Source organism: Nocardioides flavescens (genome assembly GCF_009823805.1).
GTDB lineage: Bacteria > Actinomycetota > Actinomycetes > Propionibacteriales > Nocardioidaceae > Nocardioides > Nocardioides flavescens.
On the sequence record NZ_WUEK01000005.1, the window covers coordinates 218252 to 232927 of the forward strand.

Annotated in this window: 15 protein-coding genes and 1 tRNA gene; 13 read left to right on the forward strand and 3 right to left on the reverse strand. The window is 72.0% G+C overall.

Translation table 11 applies throughout. From position 1 onward, the window contains the following. The first annotated feature begins 94 nt into the window (after nt 1–94). The 3 genes from GRQ65_RS09880 (at nt 95) to GRQ65_RS09890 (ending at nt 2121) form a co-directional block, all read left to right on the forward strand. Nucleotides 95–499: a hypothetical protein gene (locus GRQ65_RS09880; RefSeq protein ID WP_160877715.1), complete on the forward strand. Its 405-nt coding sequence runs from the start codon at nt 95–97 to the stop codon at nt 497–499. A 105-nt stretch (nt 500–604) separates the two neighbouring features. After that, nucleotides 605–1018: a hypothetical protein gene (locus GRQ65_RS09885; RefSeq protein ID WP_160877717.1), complete on the forward strand. Its 414-nt coding sequence runs from the start codon at nt 605–607 to the stop codon at nt 1016–1018. Between the two features lie 44 nt (nt 1019–1062). After that, the gene (locus GRQ65_RS09890; RefSeq protein WP_160877719.1) at nt 1063–2121 is read left to right on the forward strand and encodes a pyridoxal-phosphate dependent enzyme; all 1059 of its coding nucleotides are present in this window, start codon (nt 1063–1065) and stop codon (nt 2119–2121) included. A gap of 4 nt (nt 2122–2125) precedes the next feature. Here GRQ65_RS09890 and GRQ65_RS09895 read toward each other — a convergent pair. After that, a tRNA-Lys gene (locus GRQ65_RS09895) sits at nt 2126–2198 on the reverse strand. A gap of 351 nt (nt 2199–2549) precedes the next feature. After that, on the reverse strand, nt 2550–3980 hold the full coding sequence (locus GRQ65_RS09900; protein WP_160877721.1) for a right-handed parallel beta-helix repeat-containing protein: 1431 nt from the start codon (nt 3978–3980) through the stop codon (nt 2550–2552). Between the two features lie 614 nt (nt 3981–4594). On the opposite strand from GRQ65_RS09900, the gene GRQ65_RS09905 reads away from it, so the two are divergent. The 5 genes from GRQ65_RS09905 (at nt 4595) to GRQ65_RS09920 (ending at nt 7971) form a co-directional block, all read left to right on the forward strand. Continuing rightward, nucleotides 4595–4798: a cold-shock protein gene (locus GRQ65_RS09905; RefSeq protein ID WP_056863399.1), complete on the forward strand. Its 204-nt coding sequence runs from the start codon at nt 4595–4597 to the stop codon at nt 4796–4798. A gap of 227 nt (nt 4799–5025) precedes the next feature. Beyond that, a complete protein-coding gene (locus tag GRQ65_RS22145; protein WP_202387953.1) occupies nt 5026–5178 on the forward strand; it encodes a hypothetical protein in 153 nt (50 codons plus the stop codon). 75 nt (nt 5179–5253) lie between these two features. After that, nucleotides 5254–5547, forward strand: a complete 294-nt coding sequence (locus tag GRQ65_RS09910) for a metal-sensitive transcriptional regulator (protein ID WP_160877723.1) — start codon at nt 5254–5256, stop codon at nt 5545–5547. Beyond that, nucleotides 5544–5756, forward strand: a complete 213-nt coding sequence (locus GRQ65_RS09915; protein WP_337191609.1) for a heavy-metal-associated domain-containing protein — start codon at nt 5544–5546, stop codon at nt 5754–5756. Before GRQ65_RS09910 ends, GRQ65_RS09915 begins: the two co-directional genes overlap by 4 nt. A 1-nt stretch (nt 5757) precedes the next feature. Next, entirely contained in the window at nt 5758–7971 is a 2214-nt protein-coding gene (locus GRQ65_RS09920) for a heavy metal translocating P-type ATPase (protein WP_160877725.1), read from the forward strand. 179 nt (nt 7972–8150) lie between these two features. Here GRQ65_RS09920 and GRQ65_RS09925 read toward each other — a convergent pair whose 3' ends face one another. Next, complete coding sequence (locus GRQ65_RS09925) at nt 8151–9272, reverse strand: hypothetical protein (RefSeq protein WP_160877727.1); 1122 nt, start codon at nt 9270–9272, stop codon at nt 8151–8153. A gap of 10 nt (nt 9273–9282) precedes the next feature. On the opposite strand from GRQ65_RS09925, the gene GRQ65_RS09930 reads away from it, so the two are divergent. From GRQ65_RS09930 to pstB, 5 genes are all read left to right on the forward strand, one after another. Continuing rightward, complete coding sequence (locus GRQ65_RS09930) at nt 9283–10182, forward strand: NUDIX hydrolase (RefSeq protein WP_160877729.1); 900 nt, start codon at nt 9283–9285, stop codon at nt 10180–10182. Nucleotides 10183–10357: 175 nt separating this feature from the next. Next, nucleotides 10358–11479, forward strand: a complete 1122-nt coding sequence (gene pstS, locus GRQ65_RS09935) for a phosphate ABC transporter substrate-binding protein PstS (RefSeq protein ID WP_160877731.1) — start codon at nt 10358–10360, stop codon at nt 11477–11479. A 160-nt stretch (nt 11480–11639) separates the two neighbouring features. Beyond that, nucleotides 11640–12581 (forward strand): phosphate ABC transporter permease subunit PstC, encoded by a 942-nt coding sequence (pstC, locus tag GRQ65_RS09940; protein ID WP_160877733.1) that lies wholly within the window; start codon nt 11640–11642, stop codon nt 12579–12581. Next, complete coding sequence (pstA, locus tag GRQ65_RS09945; RefSeq protein WP_160877735.1) at nt 12578–13669, forward strand: phosphate ABC transporter permease PstA; 1092 nt, start codon at nt 12578–12580, stop codon at nt 13667–13669. The genes pstC and pstA overlap by 4 nt, the downstream gene beginning before the upstream one ends. 8 nt (nt 13670–13677) lie before the next feature. Then, entirely contained in the window at nt 13678–14457 is a 780-nt protein-coding gene (gene pstB / locus GRQ65_RS09950; RefSeq protein WP_160877737.1) for a phosphate ABC transporter ATP-binding protein PstB, read from the forward strand. Nucleotides 14458–14676: the final 219 nt, after the last annotated feature.

Here is a 14676-nt window from a genome sequence, read left to right on the forward strand (position 1 = left end):
CGCACGATTCGGCTCGGGCCGCTCGGCTGCCTACCCTGGACCGGTCGCGACGTGCCCGCCGCGACGTCTCGGGAGCAGGGATGGTGAGGTCGTCGTGAGCAGGTGGCGCGAGCGGTTGCGCACCCTCCTGCGGCGCCACGCGACAGCCGCGCCGCCGTCCTGGGCCGCCCTCGGCGCGGCTCCTCTCGAGCGGGCCCGCCCGGCGTCGAGCGCCCTCGCCGGCCTCGACTCCGCTCAGCTGTGCGGCCTGTGGCGCAAGAGCGCGGCCGGCCTCACGGCCGCCTCGGACGTCGAGCAGCACCTCGCCGTCGTCGAGGCGCGCGGCGCGTTGCTCGCCGAGCTCGAACGCCGCGACCCGGACCCGATGGGGGCCTGGCTCGCCCGCGGCGGCCGCGGCGAGCCGGCCGGACCGGCGGCGTACCTGGTGGGCGCGGACCACCTACCCGGTCACCGTCCCGGGCGCCGCGAGAGCGACCACCAGGAGACTCCGGAGCGCTGAGCCCGCAGTCCCGGGACCGGCCGGGCGGGTGGTGTCAGCGCGGCCTGGACGCGGCATGCTGGGACCGCGACCTGTCGTGGGAACGGGTCTCGAGGGGGCACGGCTGTGGCACGACGGATCTGGGTGAGCGAGCACGAGGGGCCGGCCCGCAGCTGCCCGGTGGCGGCGCCCGACTGGGAGCCGGCCGGTGAGCTCGACGCCTTCAAGGAGAAGCGGCTGTGGCGCGAGCTGCGCCGCGAGCTGGGGGTGCAGACCGGCCCCACGTCGGAATCAGTGAGCTTCTACCTCACCGCGGCGACCGGCGCCCCCTGGGTCGACGCCGCCCTCGCCGGCGAGGTCCGCCCGGCCTGGCTCGCGCTCGAGCCCTACGACCACGCCGACGTGGTCGCCTACTCGCGCGTCCGGGCCCGCCACTGGCCGTCGCTGTCGCAGGAGCGCCGCCCCGACGGCTCGCGCACCACGCTCCCCCTGCTCCTCGACGCCGTCGACGGCGGCTACTTCACCTTCGTGCGGCTCTGAGGCCTAACCTCGGGCGGGTCCGACCAGCCCCGAGGAGGCACACCGTGAGCTCGAGCCGAGCCTGGGTCACGCACGCGATCCGGCAGATCAACGCCGACGCGACCCGCAGCGCCGACACCCACCTGCTCCGCTTCCCGCTGCCCGCGCACTGGGGTGTCGAGCTCTACGTCAAGGACGAGTCGTCGCACCCCACCGGCTCGCTCAAGCACCGGCTGGCCCGCTCGCTGTTCCTCTACGGCCTGGTCGGCGGCCGCATCACCGAGGGCACGACCGTCACCGAGGCCTCGAGCGGGTCCACCGCCGTCTCGGAGGCCTACTTCGCGCGCCTGCTGGGACTGCCCTTCGTCGCGGTCGTCCCGGAGTCGACCAGCCGCCGCAAGATCGAGCTCATCGAGGAGTACGGCGGCACGTGCGCGACGGTCGCCACGGCCGGTGAGGTCTACGCCGAGGCCGAGCGGATCGCGGAGGAGGCCGGTGGCTACTACCTCGACCAGTTCGGCAACGCCGCCACCGCCACCGACTGGCGCGGCAACAACAACATCGCCTGCTCGATCTACGAGCAGATGGCCGACGAGCCCCACCCGGAGCCGAGCTGGATCGTCGTGGGCGCCGGCACGGGCGGGACCGGCGCGACCATCGCGCGCTACGCCCGCTACCACGGCACGCGCACCCGGATCGCCGTCGGCGACCCCGAGGGCTCGGTCTACGAGCAGGCCTGGCGCACCGGTGACCGCACGGTCACTGGACCGGGCTCGCGCATCGAGGGCATCGGCCGCCCGCGCGTCGAGGCGTCGTTCCTCCCCGAGATCGTCGACCTGGTCCGCACCGTGCCCGACGCCGCCTCCATCGCGGCCATGCACGTGGTCCACGAACGCCTCGGCACCGCGCCCGGTCCCTCCACCGGCACCAACCTCGTCGTCGCCCTCGAGCTGATCGAGGAGATGGTCGCCCGCGGCGAGCGCGGCAGCGTGGTGACCCTGATGTGCGACCGCGGCGAGCGCTACCGCGACACCTACTACGACCCGGCGTGGGTCGCCTCCCTCGGTGTCGACCCCGAGCCGGTCGCGGCACAGTTGCGGGGACGGCTCGGCGGGAGCGGGTGACGAGTAGGCCCTGTCGGGCTCGAACCGACGACCAGCGGATTAAAAGTCCGACGCTCTACCAACTGAGCTAAGGGCCCGGGCCCAGCCTACGAGCCGAAGGCGGCCGGCGGCCACGCGGCGTACCCGCCTGCGATCCGGGCGCAGACGTGACGATGTCCCGGCCCACCCCTGAGCCGGGACATCGTCTGTGTGGTCGGTCCCCACCTCCCGCCACCCCCGGGCGGTCGCGGGAGGCGGGGACCGTCGGGAGTGGAGGCTCCCGGTCGAGGAGCGGAGTGGAGGCTCCGAGCCCTCGGTTCCGGTGTGCGGGACCCCGACCCCTGGGGGTCCCGCACACCAGGTCTGTGGAGTTGTGGCTGTGACGGCCGCGTCAGCGCGGTGCTGCCGATCCGCGGGACCCCGACCCCTGGGGTCCCGCGGACCAGGTCTCAGTGGCGGTGCTTGCCCTTGCCGGACTTGCCGCTCTTGCCGGACTTGCCGGACTTGCCGTGGCCGGCCTTCTTGCCGTCCTTCGAGCCCTTGCCGGCCTTCTTGCCGTCCTTCTTGCCGCCCTTGCCCTTCTTGCCCTTGCCGGACTTGCCCGACTTGCCCTGCTTGCCGTCCTTGCTCTTGACCTCGTAGGCACCGATGTCGGCGCCCGACTTGCCGTCGCCGTTGCCGTCGACGCCGGTCTGGGTGCCCTTGAGGTCGCTGTCCATCAGCGGCTGGGTGGCGACGTCGACGAGGGGGCTGGTCGAGGTGGGGACGAGCGTGCCGGGCTTGAACCCGGGGTCGACGTAGCGGTCGCCGGGCATGAGCTTGAGACCGCCCATGCTGCCGCGCCAGTAGACGTTGTTGCCGCCGGTCATCGAGCCCTCGAGGTAGCCGATGCGACCGGCGACGTCGAGCACGTTGTTGGAGAGGGAGAAGTACGTCGGGGTGCAGCCGGCGTAGCAGGAGAAGCCGAGGCTCTTGGCGCCGGTGAGCTGGACGGAGTTGTTCTCGGCCCGGGTGCCGGCGACGGGACCGAAGTAGTCGCGGTCGCCGCGGGTGATGAGGAACTCGCTCTCGGTCAGGCTCGAGGTGACCTGGTTGTAGGCGTAGACGGTGTTGGCGGAGCGCTTGTTGCCGAGCTCGGTGAAGGTGCGGTTGTTGCTCGCGAGGTTGTGGTGCACCGAGGTGCCGATGCCGCCGTAGATCTCGACCGCGGAGCCGTCGGTGCCGAAGTCGGCCGAGGGCGCCCAGTTGTCCGTGATGGTGTTGTAGGCGACCTCGGTGCCGTCGCCCTCCACCACGACGCCGACCGCGCCGTAGTCGTCGAAGGCGCCGGGGGTGTTGGGCGCCATGCGGTCGTTGTGGTGCAGGTAGTTCGAGACGATCTGGGTGTTCTTGGACTGGGGGCCCACGTCGATGCCGTGGATGTTGTGGGTGGCCTCGACGCCGGTGACGACGTTGCCGGTGCCGTTGGTCCAGATGCCGTTGCTGGTGCAGCCCGTGATCGTCAGGTCCCGCATCGTGACGTAGGAGCCGCCGACCTCGAGGCAGTCGCCGGTGACGATCGCGCGGCCGGTGCCGTACGAGCCGACCGTGATCGGGTTGCCGGCCGCGCCGTTGCGCCAGACCGCGAGCTTGCCGGAGAACGTCGCGCCGCCCTGCAGGAGCACGGAGTCGCCGGGGTTGAGGCCCAGGCCCGACGCGCGGCCGAGGGTGCGGATCGGCGAGCCGGGGGAGGTGCCGGCGTTGGAGTCGTTGCCGCTGGGCGAGACGTAGTAGGTCGTGGCGCCGGCGGCCTGGGCCGTCTGGGGAAGGGCGACGGAGGAGGCCGCCACGGCGAAGGCGACGAGAGCCAGGCGGGCGGAGGAGCGGAGCTTCGTGGACATCGGGGCCATCCAGTGGGGTCTCGTGGTCCGGGTCGTGAGCCGCGTGCGGCTGGGGTTTCACGACGGTGGACCGGGGATCTCGTGGCCTGGGGTTCGGCCACGTCCACAAGATTGGCGTCTTGGTAACGCCTGGTGAGGACGTTCTGTTACTGCTCATGCTCCCGCCGGAGCAGTAGTCACGTGGGGCTAGTCCGTTCGCACGACAAAATCGTGTCTGGATGAGGTTTCTGGGGCTGATGTGACGATCGTGGCGCCCAGCGGTCTGGACAATCTCCACGAATGAGCCATCTGAGATCCACAGAACGGTGACAGACGGCGGGCTCGTGAGTGGTGCGCCTGACGCTGGAGCGCAGTCCGCGGGACGGACGGCGAGCGGCCCGGCCGTCCGGCGCGTGGGAAGGGCGCTGCGCACGGGTGCTCTCGGCGGCCCGGCGGGGTATGGTCGTCGCAGCAAGAGGTGCGACTTCCAGCTGGTACAACACGCCGGTGGAGTTCGTGATCCAACGGCGTTCTGCTTGTGGGTTGCCCCGCGGGTCGAGCGACGAGTTTCCCGCATCGATTGTCGGGCCGTCGAAGTGGCGGTCCCACAACCCCGTTTGAGGAGTAACCGAGCAATGGCTCAAGGCACCGTGAAGTGGTTCAACGCCGAGAAGGGTTTCGGCTTCATCGCACAGGAGGACGGCGGCGACGACGTCTTCGTGCACTACTCGGCGATCCAGACCCAGGGCTACAAGTCCCTGGACGAGAACCAGAAGGTCGAGTTCGACGTCACCCAGGGTCCCAAGGGCCCCCAGGCGGAGAACGTCCGTCCTGTCTGAGGACTGACTGGTCGACTCGACGTCGACTGCTGATCGACTGACGCACGAGGCCCTACCCGCCCGGGTGGGGCCTCGTGTGCTGTCCGGGTGGTGCCCCCACCACCCGATCGGATCACTGTCCGGGCGGGTCGCCGGAGATACTCTTGGGTACCGGCAGTGGACGTCGCAGGACGACCGTGCCGGCCTACCGGATCGGAGCCTGACCAGTGCGCAGAGGGGGCATCAGGGTGCACGACCAGTTCGACGTGACGCTCGAGGACGCTGACCTGCTCGGCGAGGTCGAGCTGACCACCAACCTGATCATCGCGGCCAGCGAGGCCGACGAGCACCTGACGTCCGACGAGATCGACCGGATCCTCGGCGTCGACCGCGAGCTCTGACCCCGGCTCGGCCGCTGGCTCAGCCCCTTACTGCTCGTCCTTGTCTTCATACCCTGGGGGGGTAGGGTAGGAGGCATGGACGAGACGGTGCACGGCTACACCCACCGCAAGGACGACGTGCTCAAGAGGCTGCGTCGCATCGAGGGGCAGACCCGCGGGCTGCAGCGCATGGTCGAGGAGGACCAGTACTGCATCGACGTGCTCACCCAGGTCGCTGCGGTGACCAAGGCGCTGCACGCGGTCTCCCTCGGTCTCCTCGAGGACCACCTGCACCACTGCGTCGTCGACGCCGCCCGCGCAGGGGAGCGCGAGGGGCAGGAGAAGGTCGACGAGGCCCTCGGCGCGATCGCCCGGCTGGTGCGCTCGTGAGCGCCCCCGTCCGCACGACGTACGCCGTCCGCGGGATGACCTGCGGCCACTGCGAGGCCTCGGTGCGCGAGGAGATCGGCGAGCTCGACGGCGTCACTGAGGTGAGCGCCGACCACGTCAGCGGCGAGGTCGTCGTGACCTCGACCGCACCCCTCGACCCCGCCGCCGTCGCGGCCGCCGTCGAGGAAGCCGGCTACGAGGTGGACTGACATGGCCTCGACGACCGACGCGCTCGCCGAGGTCGACCTCGACATCACCGGGATGACCTGCGCGTCGTGCGCCAACCGGATCGAGCGCAAGCTCAACAAGCTCGACGGCGTCAGCGCGAGCGTCAACTACGCCACGGAGAAGGCCCACGTCACCTTCGCCGAGCCGGTCACCGCCGACGACCTGCTCGCCACCGTCTCCGCCGCGGGGTACGCCGCCACGATGCCGCGACCCGAGTCCGCCGAGGGCGAGCCCGACCGCGACGCCGGGCTCGACGCGCTCCGTCGCCGGCTCGTCGTCTCGGCGGTGCTCACGCTCCCGGTCGTCGCGCTCGCGATGGTGCCGGCCTGGCAGGTCGACGGCTGGCAGTGGATCTCCCTGGCCCTGGCGACGCCGGTCGTCGCCTGGGGGGCCTGGCCCTTCCACCGGGCGGCTGCGGTCAACCTGCGCCACGGCGCGACGACCATGGACACCCTGGTCTCGCTCGGCGTGCTGGCGGCCTACCTGTGGTCGTTGGTCGCGCTGCTCGTGGGCGACGCCGGGACCATCGGCATGACCCACCGCCTCGAGCTGAGCCTCGAGCGCTCGGACGGGCTCGACCAGGTCTACTTCGAGGCCGCGACCGCGGTGACGACGTTCCTGCTGGCCGGGCGGTGGTTCGAGCGGCGCTCGAAGCGCCGCGCGGGTGAGGCGCTGCGCGCGCTGATGACCCTCGGCGCCAAGGACGTCGCCGTCCTGCGCGACGGGGTCGAGACCCGGGTGCCCGTCGGGTCGCTCGGTGTCGACGACCGCTTCGTGGTGCGACCGGGCGAGACGGTCGCGACCGACGGGACCGTCGAGTCGGGGGCGTCGGCGCTGGACGCATCGCTGGTCTCGGGCGAGACCGTGCCGGTCGAGGTCGGTCCCGGCGCCGCGGTCGTCGGCGGCACGGTCAACACCTCGGGACGGCTCGTCGTGCGCGCCGACCGGGTCGGCGCCGACACCCAGCTGTCGCGGATGGCCCGGCTCGTCGAGGAGGCACAGCAGGGCAAGACCCGCGCCCAGCGCCTCGCCGACCGGGTCTCCGGTGTCTTCGTGCCCACCGTCATCGCGCTCGCCGCGCTGACCCTGGTCGGCTGGCTGCTCGCGGGCGCCGGCGCCGCCACGGCGTTCACCGCGGCCGTCGCGGTGCTGATCATCGCCTGCCCCTGCGCGCTCGGTCTGGCCACGCCGACGGCGCTCATGGTCGGCACGGGTCGCGGGGCCCAGCTCGGCGTCCTCATCCGGGGTCCCGAGGTGCTCGAGTCCACCCGTCGCGTCGACACGGTGGTGCTCGACAAGACCGGCACCGTCACCACCGGCGAGCTCGCGCTCGTCGACGTCGTGGTGGTCGAGGGCGAGTCCCCGGCCGACGTGCGCCGGCTCGCGGCGGCGCTCGAGGCCGGATCGGAGCACCCGATCGCCCGAGCGGTCGCAGGTCCCGGACCCCACCCCGAGGTCGAGGGCTTCCGCAACCGCGAGGGGCTCGGCGTGCGCGGCCGGGTCGAGGGTCACGACGTCGTCGTGGGCCGCCCGGAGCTGCTCACCGACGAGGGGCTCGAGGTGCCGACCGCCGTCGCCGACGCCCTCGACGCCGCACGCGGCCGCGGACGCACCGCCGTGGTCGTCGGCTGGGACGGGCGCGCCCGCGGCGTGCTCGCCGTCGCCGACACCGTCAAGCCGACCTCCGCCGAGGCGGTGCGCCGCCTGCGCGACCTCGGGCTCGAGCCGGTGCTGCTGACCGGCGACCACGAGCGCGTCGCCGAGTCGGTCGCGCGCGAGGTGGGCATCGACCGCGTCGTCGCCGGCGTGCTGCCGGAGGGCAAGGTCGAGGTCGTCCGCGACCTGCAGGCGCAGGGCCGCGTGGTCGCGATGGTCGGCGACGGGGTCAACGACGCCGCGGCGCTGGCCACCGCCGACCTCGGCATCGCGATGGGCACCGGCACCGATGCCGCGATCGCCGCGGCCAACCTGACGCTGGTGCGCGGCGACCTGCGGGTCGCGGCCGACGCCGTACGGCTGTCGCGGCGCACCCTCGGCACGATCCGGGGCAACCTGTTCTGGGCGTTCGCCTACAACGTCGCGGCCCTGCCCGTCGCGGCCGCCGGGCTGCTCACCCCGATGATCGCCGGCGGGGCGATGGCGCTGTCGTCGGTGTTCGTGGTCGCCAACAGCCTGCGCCTGCGGTCCTTCCGCTGACCGCGGACGGGTTACTCCCGGTCCCGGACATTCACCCCTAGGGACGAGTGTCCGGGTCTGGAGAGGCGGCTACCAATTCCTCATGCACAAGATGAGGTGGGTCCAGCGCGTGCGCCTCGGGCTCGGCCGTGCGCTTCTCGCCCGGCGTACGCCGGCCGTCTGACGCTTTCTCGCGCCGCTCAGCAGGTCGCGAACAGCACCGGCCCCGTCGCCAGGTCCGAGAGCACCGGGCTGTCGTCGACCGGGTCCAGGTCCAGGGTCACGACACGACCCTCCGCCCGCACCTGGCCGAGGTCGAACCGGTCGCCGAAGTCGCCGCCCTGGCCCGGGGCAGGACCGGAGGCGAGCGCACTGCGGCTGTCGGCGTTGCGACGCGCCTTGCCGTCGTCCTCGAAGGCCATCGCGACCCGTACGCCACCACCGGCCTCGGTCGCGATGGCGAAGCCGGTGAGCGGGTCGACCCGTCCCGCCGCGGCCAGCAGCTGGTCGGCGTCGGCCTGGTCGACGTCGTCGGCCTGCGCCATGGCCAACGAGCGGCACGCGAAGTCACCGGTGTAGATCGAGGCCGAGAGCGGGTCGCCGACCGCGTCGACGACGTCGCGCACGCCCTCGTCGTCGATCCGCGAGGGCAGGTCGCGCGCCGCGTCCCGGACGTACGGCGCGCTGTCGCTCGCCAGCACGAGGTGCTCGTCGGCGTCGATCGCGATCGCGTTGAACTGCGGCGACAGCGAGGTGCCGGCGCGCTCGGCGATCCGCGGCACGACGTCGACGCCGCCGTCCCACACGCCGTCGGCCTCGCTCGGCCTGGGGTAGCCCAGCGCCTCGAGGGTGTCGCCGAGCGCGTCGAGGTCGGCGCTGTCGGGCAGGCGCAGGACGAGCACCGACCCGGTCTCGCTCTGGGCCAGCAGCTCCCACTCGACGTCGGCGGGGGAGAAGCCGAACTCGCTCTGCAGGGTCGCGGCCGACTCGCCCATCGCGCTCGCCGAGGACAGGTCGGCGTCGTAGGCGTCGGAGAGGAACTCCTCGACGTCGTCGGCCGAGGAGTCCGCGGCGACCCGCGCGCCGAGCTCCTCGCGCACCGCCGCCCAGTCGGTCCAGGAGAAGCGCTGCGTCGACGCCGGTGCGAGGGCGACCGCCCGGTCGAGCTCGGAGCGGTGCGTCTCGCGCCACCACCGCACCCCGACCACCGCGGCCGCGGCGACGAGGAGCACCGCGAGCGCGCCGACCCCGATCACGGTCGTCCGCGAGGGCCCGCGACGGCCCGCGGACCGGGTCTCCTCCTCGGCTGCCTCGACTGCCACACTCGTCATCATGCCGTCGGGCCACCAGCGCGAGATCGTCGCCGCCGGCGCCGTGGTCCTCGGACCCGGCCGCACCGTCCTGCTCGTGCACCGACCCAAGTACGACGACTGGTCGTTCCCCAAGGGCAAGCAGGAGCGCGGCGAGCACGTCACCGCGACCGCCGTGCGCGAGGTCGAGGAGGAGACCGGGGTGCGCATCCGGCTCGGGCTGCCGCTGCCGAGCCAGCGCTACCGCGTGCGCGACGGCGACAAGGTCGCGCACTACTGGATCGGCCGTGCGGTCAGCGGTGACGTGGCGGCCTACGAGCCCAACGTCGAGGTCGACGAGGTCGCCTGGGTGCCGGCCGACAAGGCCCGCCGGCTGCTCACCCACCCCCGCGACGCCGAGCTGCTCGACACCGCGATCGACCGGCGTCGCAAGACCCGCGCCCTGGTCGTCGTGCGCCACAGCCAGGCCCGCTCGCGCAAGGCGTGGCGCCACGACGACCGCGAGCGCCCGCTCCTCGCCACCGGACGCGCCCAGGCGGAACGGCTCGTGCCCGTGCTCGCGGCGTACGACGTCACGCGCGTGGTGACCTCGACCAGCACCCGCTGCTGCGAGACGGTCGCGCCGTACGTCGCCGCCGGGGCGGCCCCCGGTCGCGCCGTCGAGGAGCAGCGCGTCGCCGTGCTCAGCGAGGAGGACGCCGGCCGCAGGCGTGTGCGCACCCTCGTGCGCGAGGTCGTCGACGACGCGGCGGCGCGACCGGCCTCGGCGGGTGCGGTGGCCCTGTGCAGCCACCGCCCGGTGCTGCCGTGGGTCTTCGAGGCCCTCGGTCTCGACGATCCCGCGCTGGCCCCGGGTGAGATGGTGGTCGTGCACCTGCGCGGCGGCGAGGTGCGCGCCGTCGAGCGCCACCGCGTGCGCTGACCCGACTCCGACGAGCCCGCTGCGCCGCCGTTCACCCGGCGTACGCCGCGCGCTCGCGCAGAGTCCTTCAGACGGGCATCTGTCGTTCACGCCTCGTTCACCGACCACCCCGGGTCCGGTCACCTCCGCTCCCTACCTTCGCCGGGTAAGTGCCGCACACACCCAGGAGTCTTTTGTGAAGGTCACGTCCATTCGTCAGGCGCTCGTCCCGGGCGTCGCTGTGCTCGCCCTGGCCCTGTCCGCCTGCGGCGCCGCCAACGACGGCGGCAGCGACAACGCCTCCGGCGACTCGAGCGAGAGCGCCGGCAGCACCGACGGCGGGAGCCTCAGCGGCACCCTCAACGGCGGCGGCGCGTCGTCGCAGGAGTCGGCCCAGGGCGCGTGGCGCGCCGGGTTCCAGTCGGCCAACGAGGGCGCCACCGTCAACTACGACCCGGTCGGCTCCGGCACGGGTCGCGAGAACTTCATCAGCGGCGCCTTCGCGTTCGCCGGCACCGACTCGGCCCTCGACGCCGACGAGGAGGTCGGCCCCGCGACCGAGCGCTGCGGCGGCGACGTCATCGAGGTCCCGGCCTACGTCAGCCCGATCGCGGTCGTCTACAACCTCCCCGACGTGGAGGGCCTGCAGCTCGACGCCTCGACGATCGCGCAGATCTTCGACGGCAAGATCACCACCTGGAACGACCCGGCGATCGCCGACCAGAACCCCGACGCCGACCTGCCCGACACCTCGATCACGCCGGTGCACCGCTCGGACGACTCGGGCACGACCGACAACTTCACCGACTACCTCTCCCAGGCCGCCGACGGCGCCTGGAGCTACGACCCCGACGGCGTGTGGCCGATCCAGGGCGGCGAGGCCGCTGAGGGCACCTCCGGCCTCGTGGCCGCGGTCAAGGCCGGCGAGGGCACCATCGGCTACGCCGACGAGTCGCAGGCCGGTGGCCTCGGCATCGTCTCGCTCAAGGTCGGCGAGGAGTACGTCGAGCCGTCCGCCGACGCCGCCGCCAAGGTCGTCGCGATCTCCCCGCGTGCCGAGGGTCGCAGCGAGAACGACATGGCCGTCGAGGTCGACCGCACCACCACCGAGTCGGGCGCCTACCCGCTCATCCTGCTGTCCTACCTCGTCGCCTGCCCGACCTACGACGACGCCGACCAGGCCGCGCTGGTCAAGGGCTACCTGAGCTACGTCGTCTCCGAGGAGGGCCAGCAGGCCTCCGCCGACCAGGCCGGCTCCGCTCCTCTCGACAGCGAGCTGTCCAGCGAGGCGTCGGCGATCATCGAGAAGATCAGCTGACCCAGCAGCACCTGATCCACCGCACCACCTGAGCCACCGCACCACCAGCACGACTCGTGACCACGGCGAGCCGGCCGCACCGGCCGGCTCGCCGCGGCGCGGGAGCACCACCTCATCCCGATCCCTGTCCCGATCGCAGCAGGACCCGAGCAGGAGCACCGTGACGACCACCCACGAGACCGAGCCGGAGGTCTCGCCGCCGTCCCAGCGCGGCGACCGGATCTTCGCCGGCCTGGCCAAGAGCGCGGGCCTGGTGATCCTGGCCGCGCTGGCGGCCGTCTTCATCTTCCTCGCCGTCGAGGGCATCCCCGGCGTCAACCAGCCGGCCGAGACCTACGCCCCGCTGAGCAGCTTCCTGCCGTACGTCGGCCGGCTGCTGTTCGGCACCGTCTTCGCCGCGCTGATCGCGCTGGTCATCGCGGTCCCGTTCGCGCTGGGCATCGCGCTGTTCATCTCCCACTACGCTCCGCGGGTGCTCGCGGCCCCGGTCGCCTACGTCGTGGACCTGCTGGCCGCCGTACCGTCCGTCGTCTTCGGTCTCTGGGGCGCTCGGGCCCTGGCCCCGCAGCTGGTGTCGGTGCAGGCCTGGCTCGGCGAGCACCTCGGCTTCATCCCGTTCTTCGCCGGCCCCGCCTCGGTCACCGGCAAGACCGTGCTGACCGCCGGCGTCGTCCTCGCGATCATGATCCTGCCGATCATCACCGCCATCTCGCGCGAGATCTTCGCCCAGACGCCCCGCCTGCACGAGGAGGCCGCGCTCGCCCTCGGCGCGACGCGCTGGGAGATGATCCGCTACGCGGTGTTCCCCTACGCCCGCTCCGGCATCGTCTCCGCCGTGATGCTCGGCCTCGGTCGCGCGCTGGGCGAGACGATGGCCGTCGCCCTGGTGCTCTCCGCGAGCCCGGTCGTGACCCTCAACATGATCTCCAACACCAACCCCGCGACGATCGCCTCCAACATCGCCTCCAGCTTCGCCGAGGCCACCCCGGCCAAGCTGAGCGTGCTGATCGCCACCGGCCTGGTGCTGTTCGCCTTCACCTTCGCGGTGAACTTCGCAGCCCGTGCCGTCGTCGCCCGCTCCGAGCGGAAGTTCAGCCGATGACCACCACCGAGGTCACGCCGACCCACGCCTCGCTCCCGCTGACCGGTCCGCGGCTCCCGCAGTGGGCGCCCGCGCTGGTCGGGCTGCTCGCGGTCTGTGCCGCCGGCCTGCTGGCCATGCTGCTCGGCTGGGGCATCGTCGCCTTCGCCTTCCTCGCCGCGCTGCTCTTCGTCGTGGCCCTGCCGCTGTGGTCGGTCTCGGTCGAGGGCTCGCGCGGTGCCGTCGACCGGCTCACCACCTCGCTCATCTGGGTGGCCTTCGCCGGCGCCGCCATCCCGCTGCTGTGGCTGATCTGGACCGTCCTGAGCAAGGGGCTGCCCGCGATCAACGCGGCGTTCCTGACCTACGACATGCGCAACGTCGTCGGCGACGACCAGGGCGGCATCTACCACGCCATCATGGGCACGCTGATCATCACCGGCATCGCCGCGCTGATCTCGGTGCCGATCGGGCTGTTCTGCGCGATCTACCTGGTGGAGTACGGCAAGGGCACGCGCCTGGCGCGCTGGATCACCTTCCTGGTCGACGTGATGACCGGCATCCCCTCGATCGTGGCCGGCCTCTTCGCCCTCGCGCTCTTCGTGTTGATCTTCGGCCCGCAGATCCGGTTCGGGTTCGGCGGCTCGGTCGCGCTGTCGCTGCTGATGATCCCGGTCGTGGTCCGCTCGACCGAGGAGATGCTGCGCCTGGTCCCCGACGACCTGCGCGAGGCGTCGTACGCCCTGGGCGTGCCGAAGTGGCGCACGATCACCAAGGTCGTCCTGCCGACCTCGCTCGGCGGCATCATCACCGGCGTGATGCTCGCCGTGGCCCGCGTGATCGGCGAGACCGCACCGCTGCTGGTCATCGCCGGCAAGACCGACTCGGTGAACCTCAACCCGTTCAGCGAGCGGATGACGACGCTTCCGGTCTACATCTACTACTCCGTCACCCAGCCGGGCACCGTGCCGTTCGACGCCCCGCCCGGCGCCGAGGCCCCCGGCATCGAGCGGGCCTGGGGTGCCGCGCTCGTCCTCATCGTCATCGTGATGGCGCTCAACCTGATCGCGCGCCTCGTCGGCCGCATCTTCGCAGTCAAGAAGGGCTGATAGACACCATGGCCAAGAGCATCGACGTCTCCGACCTCGACATCTACTACGGCGACTTCCTCGCCGTGCAGGGCGTCAACATGACGATCAAGGCGCGCTCGGTCACCGCCTTCATCGGCCCCTCGGGCTGTGGCAAGTCCACCGTGCTCCGCTCCCTCAACCGCATGCACGAGGTCATCCCCGGTGCGCGCGTCGAGGGCAAGATCATGGTCGACGGCCAGTCGCTCTACGACCCCTCGATCGACCCGGTCGCCGTACGCCGCCAGATCGGCATGGTCTTCCAGCGGCCCAACCCGTTCCCGACGATGTCGATCTACGACAACGTCCTCGCCGGCAACCGCCTCAACTCCAAGCGGATGAAGAAGGCCGAGCAGGACGCCATCGTCGAGAAGTCGCTGCGCGGCGCCAACCTGTGGAACGAGGTCAAGGACCGCCTCAACAAGCCCGGCATGGGGCTCTCGGGCGGTCAGCAGCAGCGGCTCTGCATCGCCCGCGCGATCGCCGTCGAGCCGCAGGTGCTGCTCATGGACGAGCCCTGCTCGGCCCTCGACCCGATCTCGACCTCCGCGATCGAGGACCTGATCCACGAGCTGAAGTCCGAGTTCACGATCGTCATCGTCACCCACAACATGCAGCAGGCCGCCCGCGTCTCCGACGACACCGGCTTCTTCAACCTCAAGGCCGCCGGCCAGCCCGGCCAGCTCGTCGAGATGAACGCCACCAAGAAGATGTTCAGCAACCCCGACAACGAGGCCACCGAGGCCTACATCTCGGGCCGCTTCGGCTGAGTCTCTCGCGGGGGACGATAGTCCGCGACGTTCTGTACCGCTCTGGACCGATAGTCCGCGACGTTGATGACGGGACGGAACGTCGCGGACTAGCGCGTCGCTCGGAGCCTGTGGATGACGGCCGCGGGAGAGCGTCGATCAGGGGCAGCCTGGCCTCGTGGAGGTGGACCGAAGGCTCGGCGCGGAGCACGGCGTGGTGCTCCCCGTGCGAGTCGATCC